Source organism: Collinsella sp. AF02-46-1 (genome assembly GCF_003465825.1).
GTDB lineage: Bacteria > Actinomycetota > Coriobacteriia > Coriobacteriales > Coriobacteriaceae > Collinsella.
On the sequence record NZ_QSBV01000022.1, the window covers coordinates 1 to 17,390 of the forward strand.

12 protein-coding genes are annotated in these 17,390 nt (G+C 61.1%); 6 read left to right on the forward strand and 6 right to left on the reverse strand.

Annotated features, from left to right (window positions below):
• Positions 1–186 precede the first annotated feature (186 nt).
• Complete coding sequence (locus DWV20_RS08675) at positions 187–1,305, forward strand: IS1249 family transposase (protein WP_117855834.1); 1,119 nt, start codon at positions 187–189, stop codon at positions 1,303–1,305.
• Between the two features lie 267 nt (positions 1,306–1,572).
• Here DWV20_RS08675 and pknB read toward each other — a convergent pair whose 3' ends face one another.
• The 6 genes from pknB to DWV20_RS08705 all read right to left on the reverse strand — a co-directional run bounded on the left by pknB (position 1,573) and on the right by DWV20_RS08705 (position 11,771).
• Positions 1,573–3,534, reverse strand: a complete 1,962-nt coding sequence (gene pknB, locus DWV20_RS08680; RefSeq protein WP_118256817.1) for a Stk1 family PASTA domain-containing Ser/Thr kinase — start codon at positions 3,532–3,534, stop codon at positions 1,573–1,575.
• 132 nt (positions 3,535–3,666) lie between these two features.
• Positions 3,667–6,537, reverse strand: coding sequence for an FtsW/RodA/SpoVE family cell cycle protein (locus DWV20_RS08685; protein ID WP_117778759.1), 2,871 nt, complete (start codon positions 6,535–6,537; stop codon positions 3,667–3,669).
• Between the two features lie 16 nt (positions 6,538–6,553).
• A complete protein-coding gene (locus DWV20_RS08690) occupies positions 6,554–8,488 on the reverse strand; it encodes a Stp1/IreP family PP2C-type Ser/Thr phosphatase (protein WP_118256818.1) in 1,935 nt (644 codons plus the stop codon).
• Positions 8,485–8,901 carry an FHA domain-containing protein gene (locus DWV20_RS08695; RefSeq protein ID WP_006235180.1) on the reverse strand — a complete coding sequence of 139 codons (417 nt, stop codon included), beginning with the start codon at positions 8,899–8,901 and terminating at the stop codon, positions 8,485–8,487. Before DWV20_RS08695 ends, DWV20_RS08690 begins: the two co-directional genes overlap by 4 nt.
• 6 nt (positions 8,902–8,907) lie before the next feature.
• Positions 8,908–9,921: an FhaA domain-containing protein gene (locus DWV20_RS08700; protein ID WP_117773736.1), complete on the reverse strand. Its 1,014-nt coding sequence runs from the start codon at positions 9,919–9,921 to the stop codon at positions 8,908–8,910.
• The gene (locus DWV20_RS08705; protein WP_118256819.1) at positions 9,918–11,771 is read right to left on the reverse strand and encodes a serine/threonine-protein kinase; all 1,854 of its coding nucleotides are present in this window, start codon (positions 11,769–11,771) and stop codon (positions 9,918–9,920) included. The genes DWV20_RS08700 and DWV20_RS08705 overlap by 4 nt, the downstream gene beginning before the upstream one ends.
• A gap of 439 nt (positions 11,772–12,210) precedes the next feature.
• Here DWV20_RS08705 and DWV20_RS08710 point away from each other — a divergent pair, with 439 nt between their 5' ends.
• From DWV20_RS08710 to DWV20_RS08725, 5 genes are all read left to right on the forward strand, one after another.
• Entirely contained in the window at positions 12,211–14,352 is a 2,142-nt protein-coding gene (locus DWV20_RS08710) for a helix-turn-helix transcriptional regulator (protein WP_158566370.1), read from the forward strand.
• Between the two features lie 109 nt (positions 14,353–14,461).
• Entirely contained in the window at positions 14,462–14,974 is a 513-nt protein-coding gene (locus DWV20_RS09875; protein WP_147346318.1) for a hypothetical protein, read from the forward strand.
• A gap of 54 nt (positions 14,975–15,028) precedes the next feature.
• Positions 15,029–15,910, forward strand: coding sequence for a hypothetical protein (locus tag DWV20_RS08715; RefSeq protein ID WP_089573265.1), 882 nt, complete (start codon positions 15,029–15,031; stop codon positions 15,908–15,910).
• A gap of 38 nt (positions 15,911–15,948) precedes the next feature.
• On the forward strand, positions 15,949–16,746 hold the full coding sequence (locus DWV20_RS08720; protein ID WP_147326479.1) for a hypothetical protein: 798 nt from the start codon (positions 15,949–15,951) through the stop codon (positions 16,744–16,746).
• A complete protein-coding gene (locus DWV20_RS08725) occupies positions 16,743–17,387 on the forward strand; it encodes an ATP-binding cassette domain-containing protein (protein ID WP_089573263.1) in 645 nt (214 codons plus the stop codon). Before DWV20_RS08720 ends, DWV20_RS08725 begins: the two co-directional genes overlap by 4 nt.
• Positions 17,388–17,390: the final 3 nt, after the last annotated feature.

The following is a 17,390-nucleotide window of genomic DNA, read 5'->3' on the forward strand; positions in this document are numbered from 1 at the left end:
GGCTTATAGGACAAAATGTGTGTCTACTTTAGGGGCGTCGGCGCAGGTCGATGCCCCTTTTTCAGCCGTTTAAATTCCGTGCCCGCTTTTAACCGCTCGGACAGAATGTGTGTCCGGTTGCCTATCGTTCCCGCCGGTAGATACCCTTTTCCGGAACCGTTAAACACCCTTTCGGAAGAGGTGTCCATGAAGGCCGTTTATTGCCCCTACTGCGGCGGTCGGACCAAGCGCAACGGCAGGACCTCATCGGGGTCCCAGCGGTGGAGGTGCACGGCCTGCGGCGCGTCGACGACGCTGAGGTACGACGACACGGCGGCGAGGCTCGAGGAGTTCCTCGGGTGGCTCCTCTCGAAGGACTCGCAGGCCACGATGCCGGGCGGCGGGCGGTCCTTCAGGCGCAGGACGGCCGAGTTCTGGGAGGTCTGGCCCATGCCCGTCCCCGACGGCGAGCTCCACCGCGTGCTCTACGTCGACGGGATCTGGGTCGCGCGCGACCTCGTCGTGCTCATATGCTGCAGCGGCGAGAGGGTGGTCTCCTGGTACATGGCCAGGTCCGAGAACTCGAGGGCGTGGTCGGCCCTCATGGCGCCGATCCCGGCGCCCGAGGTGGTCGTCACCGACGGCGGGAGCGGGTTCGCCAAGGCCGTGCGCGAGACCTGGCCGCGCACCAGGGTCCAGAGGTGCACCTTCCACGCCTTCTCGCAGGTCAAGCGCTACACGACGACGCGGCCGAAGCTCCAGGCGGGGCGCGAGCTCTACCTCATCGCGCGCGACCTCATGGGCATCGAGACGCTGCACCAGGCGGAGCTCTGGGTCGAGCGCTACCTCGACTGGTGCGGGTTCTGGGCCGACTTCCTGGAGGACAGGACCGTGGTGGACGGCAGGAGGGTCTACACCCACGAGAGGCTGAGGCGGGCGCGCTCGTCGCTGTCGTCGCTGGTGTCGGCGGGGACGCTGTTCACCTACCTCGACCCCGCCCTTGCCAAGGCCGGCCCGCTGCCGTCGACCAACAACATGATCGAGGGAGGGGTGAACTCGCAGCTGAGGGCCGTACTGCGCAACCACCGGGGGCTGACGTCCGTCAAGCGCGTTAAGGCGGTGTTCTGGTGGTGCCACGCTCATTCGGGGGACGCGAGGACGGCGCGCGAGAAGCTCGCCGCGATGCCGACCGACGCGGACATCGACTTCCTGTTCAGCGTCTACTCCGCCTCGCCGTCGCGCGAGGACGGAGGGCCGGAGTGGGGCGACAGGGCCGTGTGGGAGGATCTCCACCACAGGGACCCGTACCCGTTCTGGCTGGATTAATGGATGGAAACGGATGTTCTATCGGGACACACATTTTGTCCTATAAGCCTCGAGCCGTCGACACCCGCGTCACCAATTTCCCGCGGGGGGGGGTTGAATTCGCCCGGGGGCACCAGAGATTGATCGAGCCCGGTACACCGCCACGGTGCCGGGCTCTTCTGGTTCATGCCATGTCAAAAACGAAGCGCCCGCTTGCTGGGGGAGCAAGCGGGCGCCTGTGAGCGAATATGTTTGCGGCGAGAGCCGTAATGAGCGGTTGGGTTGCGACTAGTTGGTCGTACCGGAATCGTCGCCCGTGCTCGTGCCTGAACCCGAACCCGAGCCAGAAAGTGCAACCGTCAGCGTAATCGTGCTGTCGGTGGATTGTTTGCCGGTGGGGGAGACGCCCGTGACGGTGGCGTTTTCGTTGCCACTCACGGGGTTGCCGTTCTGATCGCAGAACGCGATGTTGTAGAAGCCGGCGTTGTTGAGCGCGGTGACGGCGGCGGAGATGCTCTTGCCGTACAGGTTGCCCGGAACGCCGGCCTTGCCGGACTTCTTGGCGATGACGACGGTGATCGTGGCGCCGGGCTTCTGCTTGCCGCTGGGGTTCCAGCTAATGACGGTGCCCTCGGTGACGGAATCGTTCTCCTGGTAGCTCACGTCGACGCCAAAACCGGCCATGTCGAGGGCGTTGCGTGCCTGGGCCTCGGTCATGTCGGTCAGATCGGGGACGGAGGTAGTGTCGGGTCCGCAGGAGACCTTATACGAGATGGTCGTGCCCTTCTCGACTTCCTTGCCGGCATCAGTGCCCTGCTCAAAGACCTGGCCTTCTTCGGCCTCGTTGGCCTCCTCGGTTGCGTTGCCCTTGAGTCCTACGCTTGCCAGTGCGGCCTCGGCCTGGTCCTTGGTCAGGCCGAGGAGCTGCGGAACCTCAACTTTCTCGGAGGGCTTGGGGCCCTTGGAGATCACCAGGTTCACCTTGGTGCCCTTGGCCTTCTTGGTTTTGCCGTTGGGCGTCTGCTCGGCGACCTTGCCCTCGTCGATATCGTCGTTGTAGCTTTGGTCGATGGTGCCGACCTCGAGGCCGGCTTCCTTGATCTGCTCGACGGCAGTCTGCTGGTCCTTGCCCAGCACATCGGGCACGGTGACCTGCTCGCCGCCAAAGAGCCCTGTGGCAAAGGCCACCACGATACCGATGACGGCAACGGCTGCCACCACGGCGGCGATGATCTTGTTCTTGTTGGATTTGGGCTTTTCGACCTCGTAGGAGCCGGTGGAGCCCGAAACCGAGCTACGAGCGGTATTCTGGCCGCTCACGCCCGAGACGGGACGTACCATGGCGCGCGTCTGATCGGAAAGCTCGCGAGTCTTGGTGGCGCCCAGCTCACCGGGTGCACCGATGATGCGCGTGGGCTCCGAGATGTTGACGGCACGGCCCGACAGGTAGCTGTTGAGCACCTGACGCAGCTCGTCGGCGGTCTGGAAGCGGTTTGCCGGGTCCTTCTCCATGCACTTGAGGATGATGCGCTCAAGGTCGGCGTCGACACCGGAGTTGATCTGGCTCGGCGGAATAGGCAGCTCGTTGACCTGCTTGAGTGCGACCGAGATGGCGTCATCACCGTCAAAGGGCACGCGGCCGGTGGCGCACTCGTACATCACGACGCCCAGCGAGTAGATATCCGAGGTGGGGCCGAGGTCCTGACCACGGGTCTGCTCGGGACTGACGTAGTGGGCGGTTCCCAGCACGTTGTTGTCTTGCGTGAGGTGGCTGTTCTTGGCGCGCGCGATGCCAAAGTCCATCACCTTGATGTTGCCGTCGGGCAGCACCATGATGTTCTGCGGCTTGATGTCGCGGTGGATGATCTCGTGCTTGTGGGCGACCGAAAGCGCGGAGCTGATCTGCGAGCCGATCTGGGCGACCTTCTTGGGGTCGAGGGCGCCGTGGCTCTTGATGCCGCTCTTAAGGTCGGTGCCGCGCAGGTACTCCATGACGATGTAATATGTGTCGCCGTCCTTGCCCCAATCGTAGACGCCCACGATATAGGGGGAGGAGAGACCGGCTGCTGCCTGGGCCTCCTGCTTAAAGCGTGCGGCGAAGGTTGCGTCGCCAGCATACTGCGGCAGCATGATCTTGACGGCAACCGTGCGGTCGAGGACCTGGTCCTGTGCACGGTAGACGGTCGCCATGCCGCCTGTCCCCACCTTATCCTTGAGGAGGTATCTTCCCCCGAGGACCCTCTGTTCCATTCCTGCTCCTAACATAACTATTCGCTCAACGATGTGTGTAGTACCTACGATGTGGCCGCTGGGGCCGTGTGGCGCGTTGCCGCTAACTCTTCGGCCGCGGCGCGCCTCGGGTGTCCGATTCAATCATGGGCATCACGCTCCCTGTGCGGCGAGCGCCGCGGTCAGGACGATGCCGGCAATCTTGGCCGCCTTGACGTCGTGTTTGTCGTAATCCTCCAAGGCCACCGAGATGGCGACCGTGGGTGAATCGTAAGGTGCAAAGCCAACGAACATCGAGTTGACGTTGGTGCCGCCGGTCTCGGCCGAGCCGGTCTTGCCGGCGACCTTGACGCCGGGGACCTGGGCATCGGTGCCGGTACCGGACTGGACGACGGCGAGCATGGCCTGCTTGACCTGGTCGGCCGTGGCGGAGCTGACGGCCTGACCCAGCGAGCGGGACTGCGTGGTCTTGACCACAGTTCCGTCCGGGGCGAGTACCTGGGCTACAAAGTACGGGTCCATGACCACGCCACTGTTAGCGATGGCGGCGGCAATCACGGCGTTTTGCATGACGGTGGTCTGCGGGCCGGGCGTGTGGTCCATGCCGACAGGCTGGCCGGCGCCGGCCCAAGCGGTCTCCCACTCGGTCATGAGCGACGGGTCTGCCATGATGGAGGCCGCGGAGGTCAGGTCCTGGCCGAGCTTTTGGCCGTAGCCAAAGGCGTTGGCAAACTGCACGAGCGTGTTTGCGCCAACTTCGTTTGCCACCTGGCCAAAGACGACGTTGGAGGACACGGCAAAGGCCTGCTGCAGGCTGATGGTGCCGTAGCTCTCGTTGGCATAGTTGGTGACCGGTGCGTTGCCGATGTCCATGGAGCCGGGCGCCTGGTAGGTGCTGGTAAGGCTGGCGGTGCCGGTCTCGAGTGCCGCGGAAAGCGTAACGACCTTAAACGTGGAGCCCGGCGTGTACAGCGCGTCCATGGCGCGATTGTACATAGAGCCGTCCTCGCCGCCGCCAGCCTGCAGTAGGGCGTCGATGTTGGTGTTGTCGTAGGTGGGCGAGCTGGCACATGCGAGCACCGCGCCGGTACGCGGGTCGATGACCACTACAGCGCCCTTAAAGCCCTTGAGTGCCTGCTCGGCCGCCGTCTGGATGCGCGAGTCGATGGTGAGCTTGGCGGTGTTGCCCGGCTGGGTCTGGCCCGCGAGCGACGCGATGGCGTTGTTCCAGCTGGAGTAGTCCTTAGAACCGGTGAGCGTGTCGTTCATGACGCTCTCGATGGCGGTGGTGCCATACTGCTGGCTCACGTAGCCAACCACGTGCGCTGCCAGGTTGCCGTTGGGGTAGGAGCGTACGTAGGTGCCGTCCTCCTGCTGCAGCGACTCGGCCAGCGTCACGCCGTCGGACGTGATGATGGAACCGCGCTGGATGTACTTGGAGCGGGCGATGGTGTGGTTGTTGGTCGGCATGTCCTGATAGTCCTTGGCCTTGATGACCTGGACATAGGTGAGGTTGCCGATAAGGATGGCGAATAGCGCCGTAAAGGCGAGCACCGCACGGGTTAGACGGTTGGCGAGCGCAACGCGGCCGAGCACACCGGATTCAGGCGTGTCGAGCAGGCGACGGCGCATGCGCGAGCCGACGGAATGGCTGCCGCTGCCGTAGGAAGACGAGGTGGCAAAGCGCGTGCCCGTCGGGGCGGCGGCAGATGCGACCTGATCATCGGTGATGGCGGCCATAGTGCCGGTGCCGGTAAGCTCGGCCTCGCGTCCGGTCGCTTCGTCACCGGCGCGCAGCAGGAGCGCGACGATGATAAAGCTCGCCAGCAGCGAGGAGCCGCCCTGGCTCATAAAGGGCAGGGTGACGCCGGTCAGCGGGATCAGGCGGGTTACGCCGCCAACGATCAAGAAGGCCTGGAAGCTGATGGCGGCCGTAAGGCCCGTGGCACTAAAGGCTGCGAGGTCGGATTTAGCGCGGGCGGCCGTGGTGAGGCCACGCACGGCAAAGAGCATAAACAGGATGAGCACGGCGCCGCCGCCCAAAAGGCCCATCTCCTCGCCGATAGCCGAGAAGATAAAGTCGGACTCGACGACGGGGATGTTGTTGGCCATGCCGTTGCCGATGCCAACACCGACCAGACCGCCATCGGCAAGCGAGAAGAGCGATTGGACGATCTGGTAGCCCTGGCCCTGGGCGTCCTTAAAAGGATCGACCCAAACCTGGAAACGTACCTGAACGTGAGACAGGAACTTGTAGGCGCCCACGGCTCCAACGGCTAAGAGCGCAAGGCCGATAACGACATACGAGAATCGTCCCGTGGCAACGTAGAGCATCAGCAAGAAGATGGTGTAGAACAGCACGGCCGAACCCAGGTCGCGTTCGAAGACGACGACGAGCAGGCACACACCCCACACGGCAAACAGCGGCAGCAGCAGTCGCAGGCGAGGGATCTTAAAGCCCAGGATCTTGCGGTTGGAGATGGAGAGCAGCTCGCGGTTCTCAGCCAAGTAGCCGGCCAGGAACAGCACGATAAAGACCTTGGCGAACTCGCCGGGCTGGATGGTAAAGCCCGCGATGCGAATCCACAGCTTGGAGCCCGAGATCGTGGTGCCGATAAAGATAGGCAGCATCAGCAGAATGATGCCGATAATGCCAAAGGTGTACTTGTAGCGCATGACCACGTCGAGGTTTTTGACCAGTGCAAGCGTTCCCACCATGAGCGCCACCGAGACAAACAGGATGATGAGCTGTGAGATGGCGAGAGCGGGGGCGAGGCGTGTCACGAACGTGATGCCGATGCCCGAAAGTATAAATACGATGGGCAGGATGGCGGGATCGGCGCCAGGCGCCAAGATGCGCACGGCGATATGTGCTGCGGCGAAGGCGGCGAAGAGGCCGATCGGTACGGCGAGCGTCTCAAAGGAGATAGCGGCGCCCGCGGTGAGGACGTACATCGCATACAGCAGGATGACGGGGAACGCCGAGGCGATGAGCAAGAGCAGTTCGGTGTTGCGGCGACTCATAAGCGGCACTCCCTTTCTAATTCTTATCGGAGGCTTCGGCCTCGGCGGACTGTTCGGCGGTTTTCTCGGAATCTGATTCGGAGGTCGATCCCTGGTCGGTGTTGTCGCGAATCGTTTGCGCGTCGATCACCTGGCGGGTCTGCTCCTCGTCGATCTGGTGGCGGTACTTGGATATCGTGTCCTGCGCATCGTCGACACTTGTTTGCGGAATGCCCGCCTTGAGGCGGTTTTGCGTGTCTTCGGGCAGGTCGGACAGCTTAATGCTGGTTTCGCTCTCGAGCCAGTGAAGCTTGAGTCCGAGCGGCTTGCCGGGCAGGCCGCGCCAGACGGCGACATTGCCCTGGTAGGTACCCAGGTAGTACGAGCCGGTGACACCCGTGTAGGCCCAGATGGCAGCCGCCAGCACCAAGACGAGACCTAAGACGACGCCGATGGTGACGTTGCGGCGACGCACGCGTTGCGCCTCGCGCATAACGCCATCGTCAACCAGGTCAACGACTACTACGGTCACGTTGTCGTGGCCGCCGGCGGCAAGCGCCGCGTCCACTAGGTTGTCGACGCAGATTTGCGCGGTTGAGGACTGCGTGGCGATGTTCTCGATATCGCTATCGGGAATCATGCTCGAAAGGCCGTCGGAGCACAGGATCAGGCGGTCGCCTTCCTCGATATGCAGAGTGAAGTGGTCGGCATACATGGCAGGGTCCGAGCCCAGCGCACGGGTGATGACCGAACGGTTGGGGTGGACGCGAGCCTCGTCTGCCGTAATCTCGCCGGCGTCCACGAGCTCCTCCACGTAGGAGTGGTCGCGGGTCACGCGGATGAGCGTGCCCTCGTGGAGCAGGTAGGCGCGAGAGTCACCCACGTGGGCGATGGCGAGCGTGTCGTTTTCGATATAGGCGCAAGTGGCTGTGCAGCCCATGCCGGGCTTGCCCAGGCCGTTCAGGGCCGCCTCGATTACGGCGGCGTTGGCTGCCTCGACGGCTGCGGCCAGGCGTGCTGCGTCGGCGGACTGCGGGGCCGTCTTGGCAATAGTCTCGACGGCGATGGAAGAGGCTACCTCGCCGGCGGCGTGACCACCCATGCCGTCGCATACGCAAAAGAGCGGCGACTGCACCAGGTAGGAATCCTCATTGTGCGGGCGCACACAGCCAACGTCGGAGCGGGCGCCCCACATGAGTTGCGTGGTGGTGCCGGCATCATAGGTCGAGTCGGTCTCGATGCGTTCCTCGGTCAGGGGCTCAAAGCTCATGGTCGAGCCGGGGTCTTTGAGCTTGGCCTCAACGGCGGCAACGTCGATCTCGGCTGTGTCACCGGGAGAGACGGTGTCGGTCTCGGCGTTTGATTCGGAATCGCCGGTGTCCGGGGAGCCGGACTCCTCGGACGCGCGGGCGGTCGACTCGTCGTCTTGCGGGCTGACGTCTATAGGCTCGGGTGTCGCAAAGTGCGACGGCGCGGGCGTGCTTTGCGACTGGGCGGCGGGCTCGGCCACGGTATCGGACTCGCTTGCGGGCGCAGGCTGCGGGGCCTTGGGTGCAGGGCCGTCCTCGGGGGATGGCCCCGCTTCGGGCGCCGGCGTAGACACGGGCGCAACCTCGGATGCCGGGGCTATGGGAAACGCCGGCGCGGCGGGCTCGGGTGCCGCAAACACCGCAGCGCTCTCGTTGATTGCCGCGGCGACGGGCTCTGCAAAGTGAGCTGGCGCCGAGGTTGCTTCGGGCGCTGTGGGCTGTTCCGCAGCATGTGCGCCGATGGGCGCCGCTACGGCATCCTCTTCGTCCTCGTTATCGGCGAGATCCGAAATATCATGCGTTACATGCGAAAGAGGCAGGGAGAACACGGTGTCCTCGGGTTCCACGGGTGCGGAGCCCGCCGGAGCGGCGTGGGCCGGCGCAGCTGTGGCGGCAGCCGGTGCCTCGGTCATAGTCGCGGACTTGTTCTCCTCGTCGATCATCGACGGTTCACCTTCATGACCACATCGCCGATCTGGACTTCGTCGCCCTCGCGCAGCGTTGCGGGCTCCACAAGCTGGCGGCCGTTGACGAGCGTGCCGTTAAGCGAGTTGAGGTCCTCGATGATGAGCGCCGGGCCCTGCAGCGAAAAGCGCGCATGCGAGGCCGAGACGAACGGTTCGTTGATGCAGATGTCCGAAGATGGCGAGCGACCGACGATGACGGGGCCGAGCATGTCTACGTGGATGCCGCGGATACCGCGCGGACCCTTGTCCACATCGATCGTCCAGATAGCCGAGTCGCGACGCTGCCCGCGCACAAGTCCCACGCCGGTCTTCATGACGGCGAACAGGAAGATATAGAGCAGGGCGACCAGGACGATGCGGCCTGCAAAAAGGACGATATCGATGTTCATAAGAGACTATCCCCTAAATTCAAAGGTGCTCAGGCCAAACGTCAGCAGATCGCCGTTGCGCAGCGGGCAGCGCGTAATGCGGCGGTTGTTGACGAGCGTGCCGTTGGTGGAATTGAGATCCTCGATCGACCAATCCGAGCCCGTAAAGGTGAGCTGGGCGTGGCGGCGCGACACGTTGGGGTCGCGCAGGGCAATGTCGGAAACTGAGCGCTCGCGACCGATGGTCACCTGTGCGGAGGTGATGCTATGGCTCTCGCCGCTCACGACGTCGACGAGCTGGGCGAGCGGGCGCTGCGGGGCGCGAGTGCTCGCCATGTTGGAGGCGATGCCGGCTGCGGCGCCTAGGCCCACGGCGGCGCCGGTCGCGGCGGCTCCGCCCATGCCGGCAAGCGCGTCGCGCGAGACGGTCTGCGGCACCGGGATGGGTGCGGCGGCGGGGTCGGGGACGCTAGGCGCGAAGGGGTCTGCCATGGCAAGCGGGTCGGGAGCGGCGGCGCGAGGCGTCGGCTGCTGCTGGGGCATGGCGGCGGGGCGCTGCTGCTGCGGGGCAGCAAACTGCTGCTGGCCGGCGCGCGGGGCGCTGGCGGCACGGCTTGCCGCGGAGTTGTTTTGGCCCAGACCGTTTTGATAGGCGCGCTCTTCTTCGTACAGGCGGCCGAGCGTGGGGGCATCGACGTTCTCGGCAAAGACCGAGAACTTGCCGGCGCGCAGCTGCGGATCGATCATAAAGCGCACGAGGGGCTCGCCGACAAAGACATAACGGCGCTTTTCGGCCTGCGCTTTCACAAACTCGCGGACCTCGCGCGAAAGCTCGGGGTAGAACGGGGCGAGCATGGGATCGTCGTCGGCGGCGATCAGGATGGTATAGAGTGCCGGCGCCGTGTTGACGCCGTTAATCACCAGAGTCTGATCCTCCATGTCGCGAGCGGCCTGCTTGGCAAGCTTCTTAAAGGAGAACGGGGCACGGGTGGCACCGAAGATGCCGGCCACGTGGTCCTCGAAGATGTTCAGGAAGTTCACGAAAGATCACTCTCCGTATAGGTTCTTTGGTATCCGAGCAAATATAGGCATATCCCAACGATTATAGAGGATAGGGTTCCCGCAACTGCCGCCTTGGCGGCGACCGCGGCTGCAAGGCTGGCAATTTCCATATGGTGTGCAAGACAGGATGCCGCTGCGCAGCCGATGCCGGTGACGGCGATGGCGGCGATTGCGGCAAGGTTTGAGCCCTGGTCGGCACGCTTGGCATGGGCATTGAGCAGCGCAGATGACGCTGCGGCAGTTGTCGCGACCAGCACAAAGGCAGCCCAAAGGAGCGGGTCTTCCAGCGCTGCGGCAACGTTACCGAGCCCCAGCACGCCTCCGGCTGAAAGCGCGACCGTCGCCAGACGGGCAAAAAGCACGCCCATGCCCGTTGCCGCGGCGGCGCTTGCCGGGCCGAGCCAAAATGACGCGACGCCGGCGGCGACCCCAGCTGCCAGGAAGGTATTGCCAGTCAGACAGCCAAGCGCGAGTGCACAGGTGAGCGCGGCGCTCGCGGCAGCCTCGGTGCGACCCCAGGCGATCCACCAACCGGACATGGCAGCGGCAAAGATCACCGCGACGGGCAACATCGACAGGATGCCCTGCGCCTGCATGGTGGCGTTGGCCATGAGCACCAAAAAGCCCACAGCCGAGATGGCCGAGCCGATCTGGGGGGCCAGGCCAGCCGCCGCTCCGATCGCGATAGCCGCAATGACCAGGCCGGGAAGCGCCGCGACCCCGGCCGTTTGCATCAGCAAAAAGCTAAAGGCGCCGCACGTTAGCGCCGAGATAGCGTGCATGGTGTAGTCGCGCGCATGGCTCCAGCGCGTGCCCGCCCAGCCGAGCGCGGGGTCGACCTCGATGGCGTCGTCCTCGTAGTACGACGGCTCGATATCGTCGAGCTCCTGCTCGTCATCCGAAAGCTTGCCAACCATTTGCTCCAGACTGCGACGGCCCTCGCGCACGCTGCCCAGACCGGCAAGGAGTTGGTCGCAAAATGCCTCGATGCTGTTGGGGCGGTCCTGCGGCATGGGGGAGAGCGCGCTCATGAGCGCGGCCTCGGCTCCCGGGGGAAAGTGTGGTATCAGCTCGCTGGGATAGGTGGCGCCGCCGATGATGCGGCCGAGCGAGTCGGCGGGCGTGGCCGCCATAAAAGGAGCGCTGCCGCACAGGCCCTCGTAGATCACACAGGCGAGGGCAAAGACATCGGCGCGCTCGTCGACCGTGCCGGTCTCGATATCGAGCTGCTCGGGCGGCATGTAGCCGATGGTGCCGCCGCGCGAGCCGCCAAAGCCACCGGCGGACGACAGTCGCGCCATGCCAAAGTCGGTGAGCTTTACATTGCCCGAGTGGTCGATGAGCACGTTGGCGGGCTTAATGTCCAGGTGGAGTACGCCATTGCTATGGGCGAAGGTGAGCGCCTGGCCCAGGGCATCGGCAATGGCCGCGGCCTCGTCAAAGGTGAGCGAGTGGCCGTCCACGCGATGCAAAAATTCGGCCAGCGACATACCGTCGACATACTCCATGACCAGGTAGGCATAGGCGGTGTCATGCGTAAAGTCGATGACCTGCACGATATTGGGATGTTGAAGCATGGCGGCAGTGTGCGCCTCGCGCAGGACATCCATGATGTCGCTGGCGGGCATGCCGGCGCCGTTGATAAGGGGGATGCGCTTAATGGCGACGCGGCGGCGCAGGTGCGTGTCGCGGCAAATCTCGATGGAGCCAAAACCGCCGGTCGCAAGTGTCTCGAGCGGCTGGTACCGCTTGAGCAGCTCGCGAGAGCTGGTGCCCTCCAAAGGAACGTCCGGCGAGAACCGGGCGGTATGTTGCGAGAAAAGCGGCATGGCCAACCCTCGTGCGTTTAAAGTTCGTTTGCGAGTGGCGGGCGCGGAGCCGAGCCGTTCGCGGTGGCATAGATGCTGCTAGTGTAGCACGCTCGGGTGCATGGTGAAGGTAGCGGGGCGAGGTGGCCTATCTGACTTGGCCCTCGTCTCAACGCATACGGAAAGCGCGCCCCAGTTTTCGGTCAAATTGTGGGATGCGTTTTCCGGATGGGGAAGGCTGCGGAAACTGTGTCCCAGAATATTGGCCCAGAATGGGATGCAATTTCCAGATCAGCGCTCAAAAGGAAAGCGCATCCCGCTTTGATGCGGGGACTGCGGACAAAAGCTGGACCGTGATCTGGCTCGGATTGGAGTTCGCCTGAATCGTTGATGCTGGCTGGTGTGGGCGCGGAGATAAACGAGCAGTCCGAGCGATATAATGACACGCTATGGAGGCCATATGCTCTTTTCCCGCCGTTCTGATACATCCGCCTGCGCCATTGCGCTTGTCGTAATGGCGGTCACTCCTTATCACCGGTTTTCATCTTCAATCGGCCTGGCATCAGGTGCGATGACCTGGCTCGTTATCCTTGGCGCATGCCTTGCGGCGTTTGTTCATGGTGCTGCGCTATGCAAAGGGAGAGAAATGAGACGGCCGAGGCATCTCGGTGCTATCGGTGTTTTCCTCGGTGTTATTGCAACGGTTCCCGAATGGTCCGACCTAGTTTTCTATGCTCGCGGAGATTCTATCCCATTCGTGTTTGCGCCGATCTGGCTGTTGCATGGCGTTTCGTGCGTCTCGTGCTTTGCTGGGTCGCTGCTCCTCTCATATGTAATTTGGGATACGGCGGGTTTTCCTTTGACGCGGAGGGCGACGCGGACTGACGAAAGAGAGGCCCGTCACCCGCAGAACGCGTTTTTTACAGAAACAATAGCCGTCCTGTCTTGCCTGCTGTTTTGCTGTCGAGTTTCATGGAGAGTCGTTCCCGAGCCATGGGGGATGTCCCCTGTAACGGCCGCATCAATTGGTCTAGTGCTTTTAATTCCTCTGGTCTATCTCATGTTGGCTGTGGCCCCGCTGCTTTGCTGTCCCCGTACCTTTGGTCGGGGACAGAGCGACGTGTTTGCCCGTTCTGTGCTCGTAGCAGTTCCTATTGGCCTTGTTCCGGCTGTTGAGGTGGCATACTTCGCAAACGATGCCACGATCATTGCATTGCTGGCGATGGGATCGGCTATTACTGTTGCTGTCTTCGTGTGCACGTTGCTAAGGGGGAAACGGGACAACAATTCGGATACCCCTCGCACGTCCGACCCATTCGATGCGGGGGTGTTTTCCCCTGCCCTGTCGCCTCGAGAAGAGCAGTTTGTTCGATTGTTGCTCAAAGGGAAAACGCCGGCGGAGATTGCCAGGGAGACGGGTACGAAGCCATCGACGGTGCGGACCACGCTTCACCGAGCATACGGGAAGGCGTCGGTTGCGGGCTCGCGTGAGCTGGTGGCGCTGTTTGCGGGTGGGGGCGAAGCTGTAGAGTCTGAGCTGTCGCAGCGGCATGCCGGCGATATGTTGGCATTAGCTCGGACGCACCGGCTGCTTCGATATCTGCCCACATCTTTTTTTATTTTCCTTGCGGCAGGTCCCTTGGTAATGGCGAATAGCGATTGGGAATCCAGCGTTACGCGGGCAGTCGCCTTTTCTCTTGCAAGCTATACATTGGGCCTCGGACTGTTTCTTTCGCCGTATTGCGCGGTTGTAAAGACAAATCATGACGCTGATCTGGATAGGGCAGGCGAAGCGATTGGGCTCGGAAGCCCGTGCGTGTGGGCGATACTGTCTGCCGTGGAATGGGCTTTTGTCTATATCGCGGCATGGAGGTGCATGCGCGATCCGTTGATGGCTGTGCCGGTCCTGTTTTGCGGCATAGCGTCTATGGCTTCGCTCGCCGTTAGGCTGCGCCCGTTTAAGGCCCATGCCCATACTCGGGCTATCGCGCCATTGGTTTCGATAGGTGTGGCTGTTTTAATCTATGCAGCCACTAGGGGGCGAATTCATGGACTTGCGGTACTGACGGGGATGCTGCTCACATATATAGTGCTGCGAAGCTGTCCGCAGCGCAAAACACTTGGGGTATGGATGCTCTGCTTTGGGGCGACGGCTCCCGTCTGGGTTGTCTTGCTCAACATGTCGCAGGATCTGATGGTTTTCGAGCCGTTGTTCCTTGCGTCGTTACTGGGGCAAAGTTCGGCTGTCAATGTCGTCGTGGCAACGGTGATCGTCTGCTGGTCTGTGCCCATGTTCGTCACGCACATCGCGCTCGCCCGCTCGGTTGAGGACGAGAAGGCTGTCTTGGAGTACCGCGCGAACGGGTCCACCGAAACGGCTCGCGTGCGCCAACTGGCTCTGCTTACGTCGCGCTCCCTTTCCGATGTTCAGTCGCAAATCTTGCTGATGACGGCAGAGGGCGCAACGACAAAGGCTATTGCGGAGGATGTCGGTTACGCCGTATCTACGGTGCAAGCACTGCGGTCTGCATCTTACCGCCAGTTGAGGATCAAGAATAAAGCGGAGCTTATTTCATTGTTATCGCAGGTAGATAACGTGTAAACACCTGAGCGATCAACTCAATAGCGGGTGTTTACAGACATCTTTCTCTATTCATGCAAAGGTTGCCGTGCGTCGACGCATTGTTAACCGCTTTTGATTGGAGAAGGCCATGATTAAGCCAAGGAGCGCTATTGCTCGAATCGGAGTCGGGTTGGCGATTGCTGCGGGCTTATCGATGGGTGCGCCCGCTGCATCATTTGCTCAAGAGGAGTTTGACACCTCTCAGGTTTCCAGCATTACTCAAAACGCCGATACGGGAATTACGACCTGTACGAACAATGCCGATAAGGCATTTAGTTTTCAATGTGCCGGGACGAGTGCAACTGGCTACCGTCAAAAGGATGATTCCTCATCGCTCTATCTGGATATCCAGGGCCATACGGGAAATCCGCTTCGGTTATATACAGACGGTGCGTATAACACAAGCGGTAGCGGCAGCATGAATTGTACTCAGGGAACGTATCGTTCGAATCACAAGGGACAGTGGGAAATGTATAACCTCGTCCGTGAGAACGGGCGATCTGCGGCGCGACTGACTGCATGGGCGGAGTCTGGCTACGGCACTGTTATTGGCGTATGGAGCCCCGACTGCGTCGGGCATTTCCACAAGCTTCCCGCATAGTTGTTTGAAATGGCTCCCTTCCGGCTTTCTGGGTCGGAAGGGGAAGGAGGACGTATGAACCAAAAGCTCGCAAGATACGAACTGTCGAAAACGATTAGACGTCCAGCTTTTATCCTTGCTCTCTTGATTGCGGTCGCAGTTGCAATAGCTGCCGCGCTGGAGCCGTGGGCAAATTTGGAAAAAGAGCGCCACAACCTTCTTTCTTTTGGTTACGGCGTTGGCGTGCAAGCCGAAAATTATCTCGGTCAAACACGTGAAAGCAGCTTCGGTAACTGGATTGTTGTGAGCGCGAACGCGCCACTGTCTGCGTCGGTGTTTTTCTATGCACTGCCCCTGCTTGCAATGTTGGCTGGATCTTGGTCGTGTCTCTTTGAGCGTTTGAGTGGTTATGACATGCAGATATGCACGCGCGTTTCCAGAAAGGCGTACGTGAACGTAAAGATGCTGTCTGCTTTCCTCTCCGCGTTTACAGTGACTGCCATTCCTCTGCTCGTCAATTTCCTGATCGTCTCGATGCTTTTTCCTGCGTATCTTCCTCGGGTCGATGAGTCGACTTACGTAGGACTTTACCTGCATAGCTACTTCTCCGGTCTATTTTATTCGCATCCTTTGTCATATGTGCTCGCATACACGCTGTTCGATGCTGTCACGCTCGGGACTTTATCCATGGCTGTAACTGGCTTCTCAATTTTGTTTCGTAGCAGAATCAAAGCGATAATTGTCCCGTATCTGCTAATGGTTGCGTGGCATTTTGCAAATGGCTGGATCTTCGGCGTAATGGCTTGTGTGGGGTTTAACTGCAATATCCTCAACAGCATCAGGTCGGAATCGCTGAATAACTGGCCAGACATTCGAGCCGGTTTTGCGGAAATCATATTATTGACCCTTGCTTCGTTGGCTTTTTCTGGGGCGTGGAAAAGACGCGAGGTGGTCTGATGCTGTTTAGGCTGGTCGCCGCGGACCTGAGGACCGTTTTGAAGAAGAACATCATCACTTTTATTGCAATTGCGGCAGTGACCGTTGCGAACTTGGTGTACGCCTACGGATTGTCTTCTGTGTATGGGGTTAGAACGGATACCTTGGGGTTTGCGGATAATCTTGCGCTCGTGTTTGCCGGATCTGCTCCGTTTGAGCCTAGGCCCGGGGTCATGTTTGTGCCTCCGCTAGGATGGCTATTTCTCATTCTGCTTATTCTCTATACAACACTCGACTATCCGACCGAATCGTTGCACGGGTTTGGTTTGCAAGCGCTTGTTCGATGCCGGGCAAGAACCCTTTGGTGGGTCTCGCGTTTTATCTTGGTGGCGGCAGTAACGGCATTTTCACTGCTCGTGGTGGTTTGCTCTGTTGTGATTTGGAGCTTGGTGGTGAGCTCCTCGTTCAGCGCGGTCATTCATGGTGAGTCGCTTCAACTGGCTAATTTGGCGCCGTGGTTTCTCAAAGCTGCCGAGGCAGATGCGCTGCCGTTTTTCATAGGTCTCTTATTTGCTTTTGAGGCGCTTGCGTTTGCGCAGGCAGCGGTTGGGTTTGTGCTTGGGTCGTCAGTCTCGTTTGTGGTTTTAATGAGCTACCTGATCTGCTCGGCATATGCACGACATTGGGCGCTATTGGGTAACGCCTTGATGCTGTTGCGCTGGGGTGGAATTGTCAAAGAGGGAATCGCGGCGGGCTCGAGTGTCTTGTCATCAATTGGGCTTATGTCGTTATGCCTATCGTTGGGTGGACTGTGGTTTCGAAGGGCCGACCTTATAGAAAAGGGGGACAAGATATGAGTGTGATCGTAAGGGGCGTATCGAAGCGCATGGGTAAAAACGATGTCCTGCGCAACGTGTCCATCGAGGTTGACCCTGGGACTGTGGTCGGGCTTCAGGGGATAAACGGTTCGGGTAAGACCATGCTCATGCGAGCGGTTTGCGGGTTGATCAAGCCTACCGAAGGCGAAATCTCTATCGATGGCCAAAGGCTTGGGGCGGACATCTCGTTCCCGCCGAGTCTGGGGATGTTGATCGAGGCGCCTTCCTTTTTGGGATATCTGTCTGGCTACGACAATCTGAAGCTCATCGCTCAGATCAAGGGCGTTGCCACCCCCGAGGACATTCGCTCTGCCCTGCGGCTCGTGGGGCTCGATGCAGACGAAAAAAAGAAGTTCCGAGCATACTCGCTTGGGATGAAGCAGCGTCTGGGGATAGCTGCGGCAATTATGGAGAAGCCGAAGCTGCTTGTTCTCGATGAGCCAACGAATGCCCTCGACGAAGCGGGCGTTGAAATGCTCAAGCGCGTTGTGGCGATGGCGGCATCAACGGGTCGTGAGGTCCTTCTGTCCAGCCATGACGGAGAGGTGCTCGAGGAACTGGCCGATCGGGTTTACTGCATGCGCGACGGTGCCGTTGTGAAAGTTCGGGAAAGGTCGTGAGCG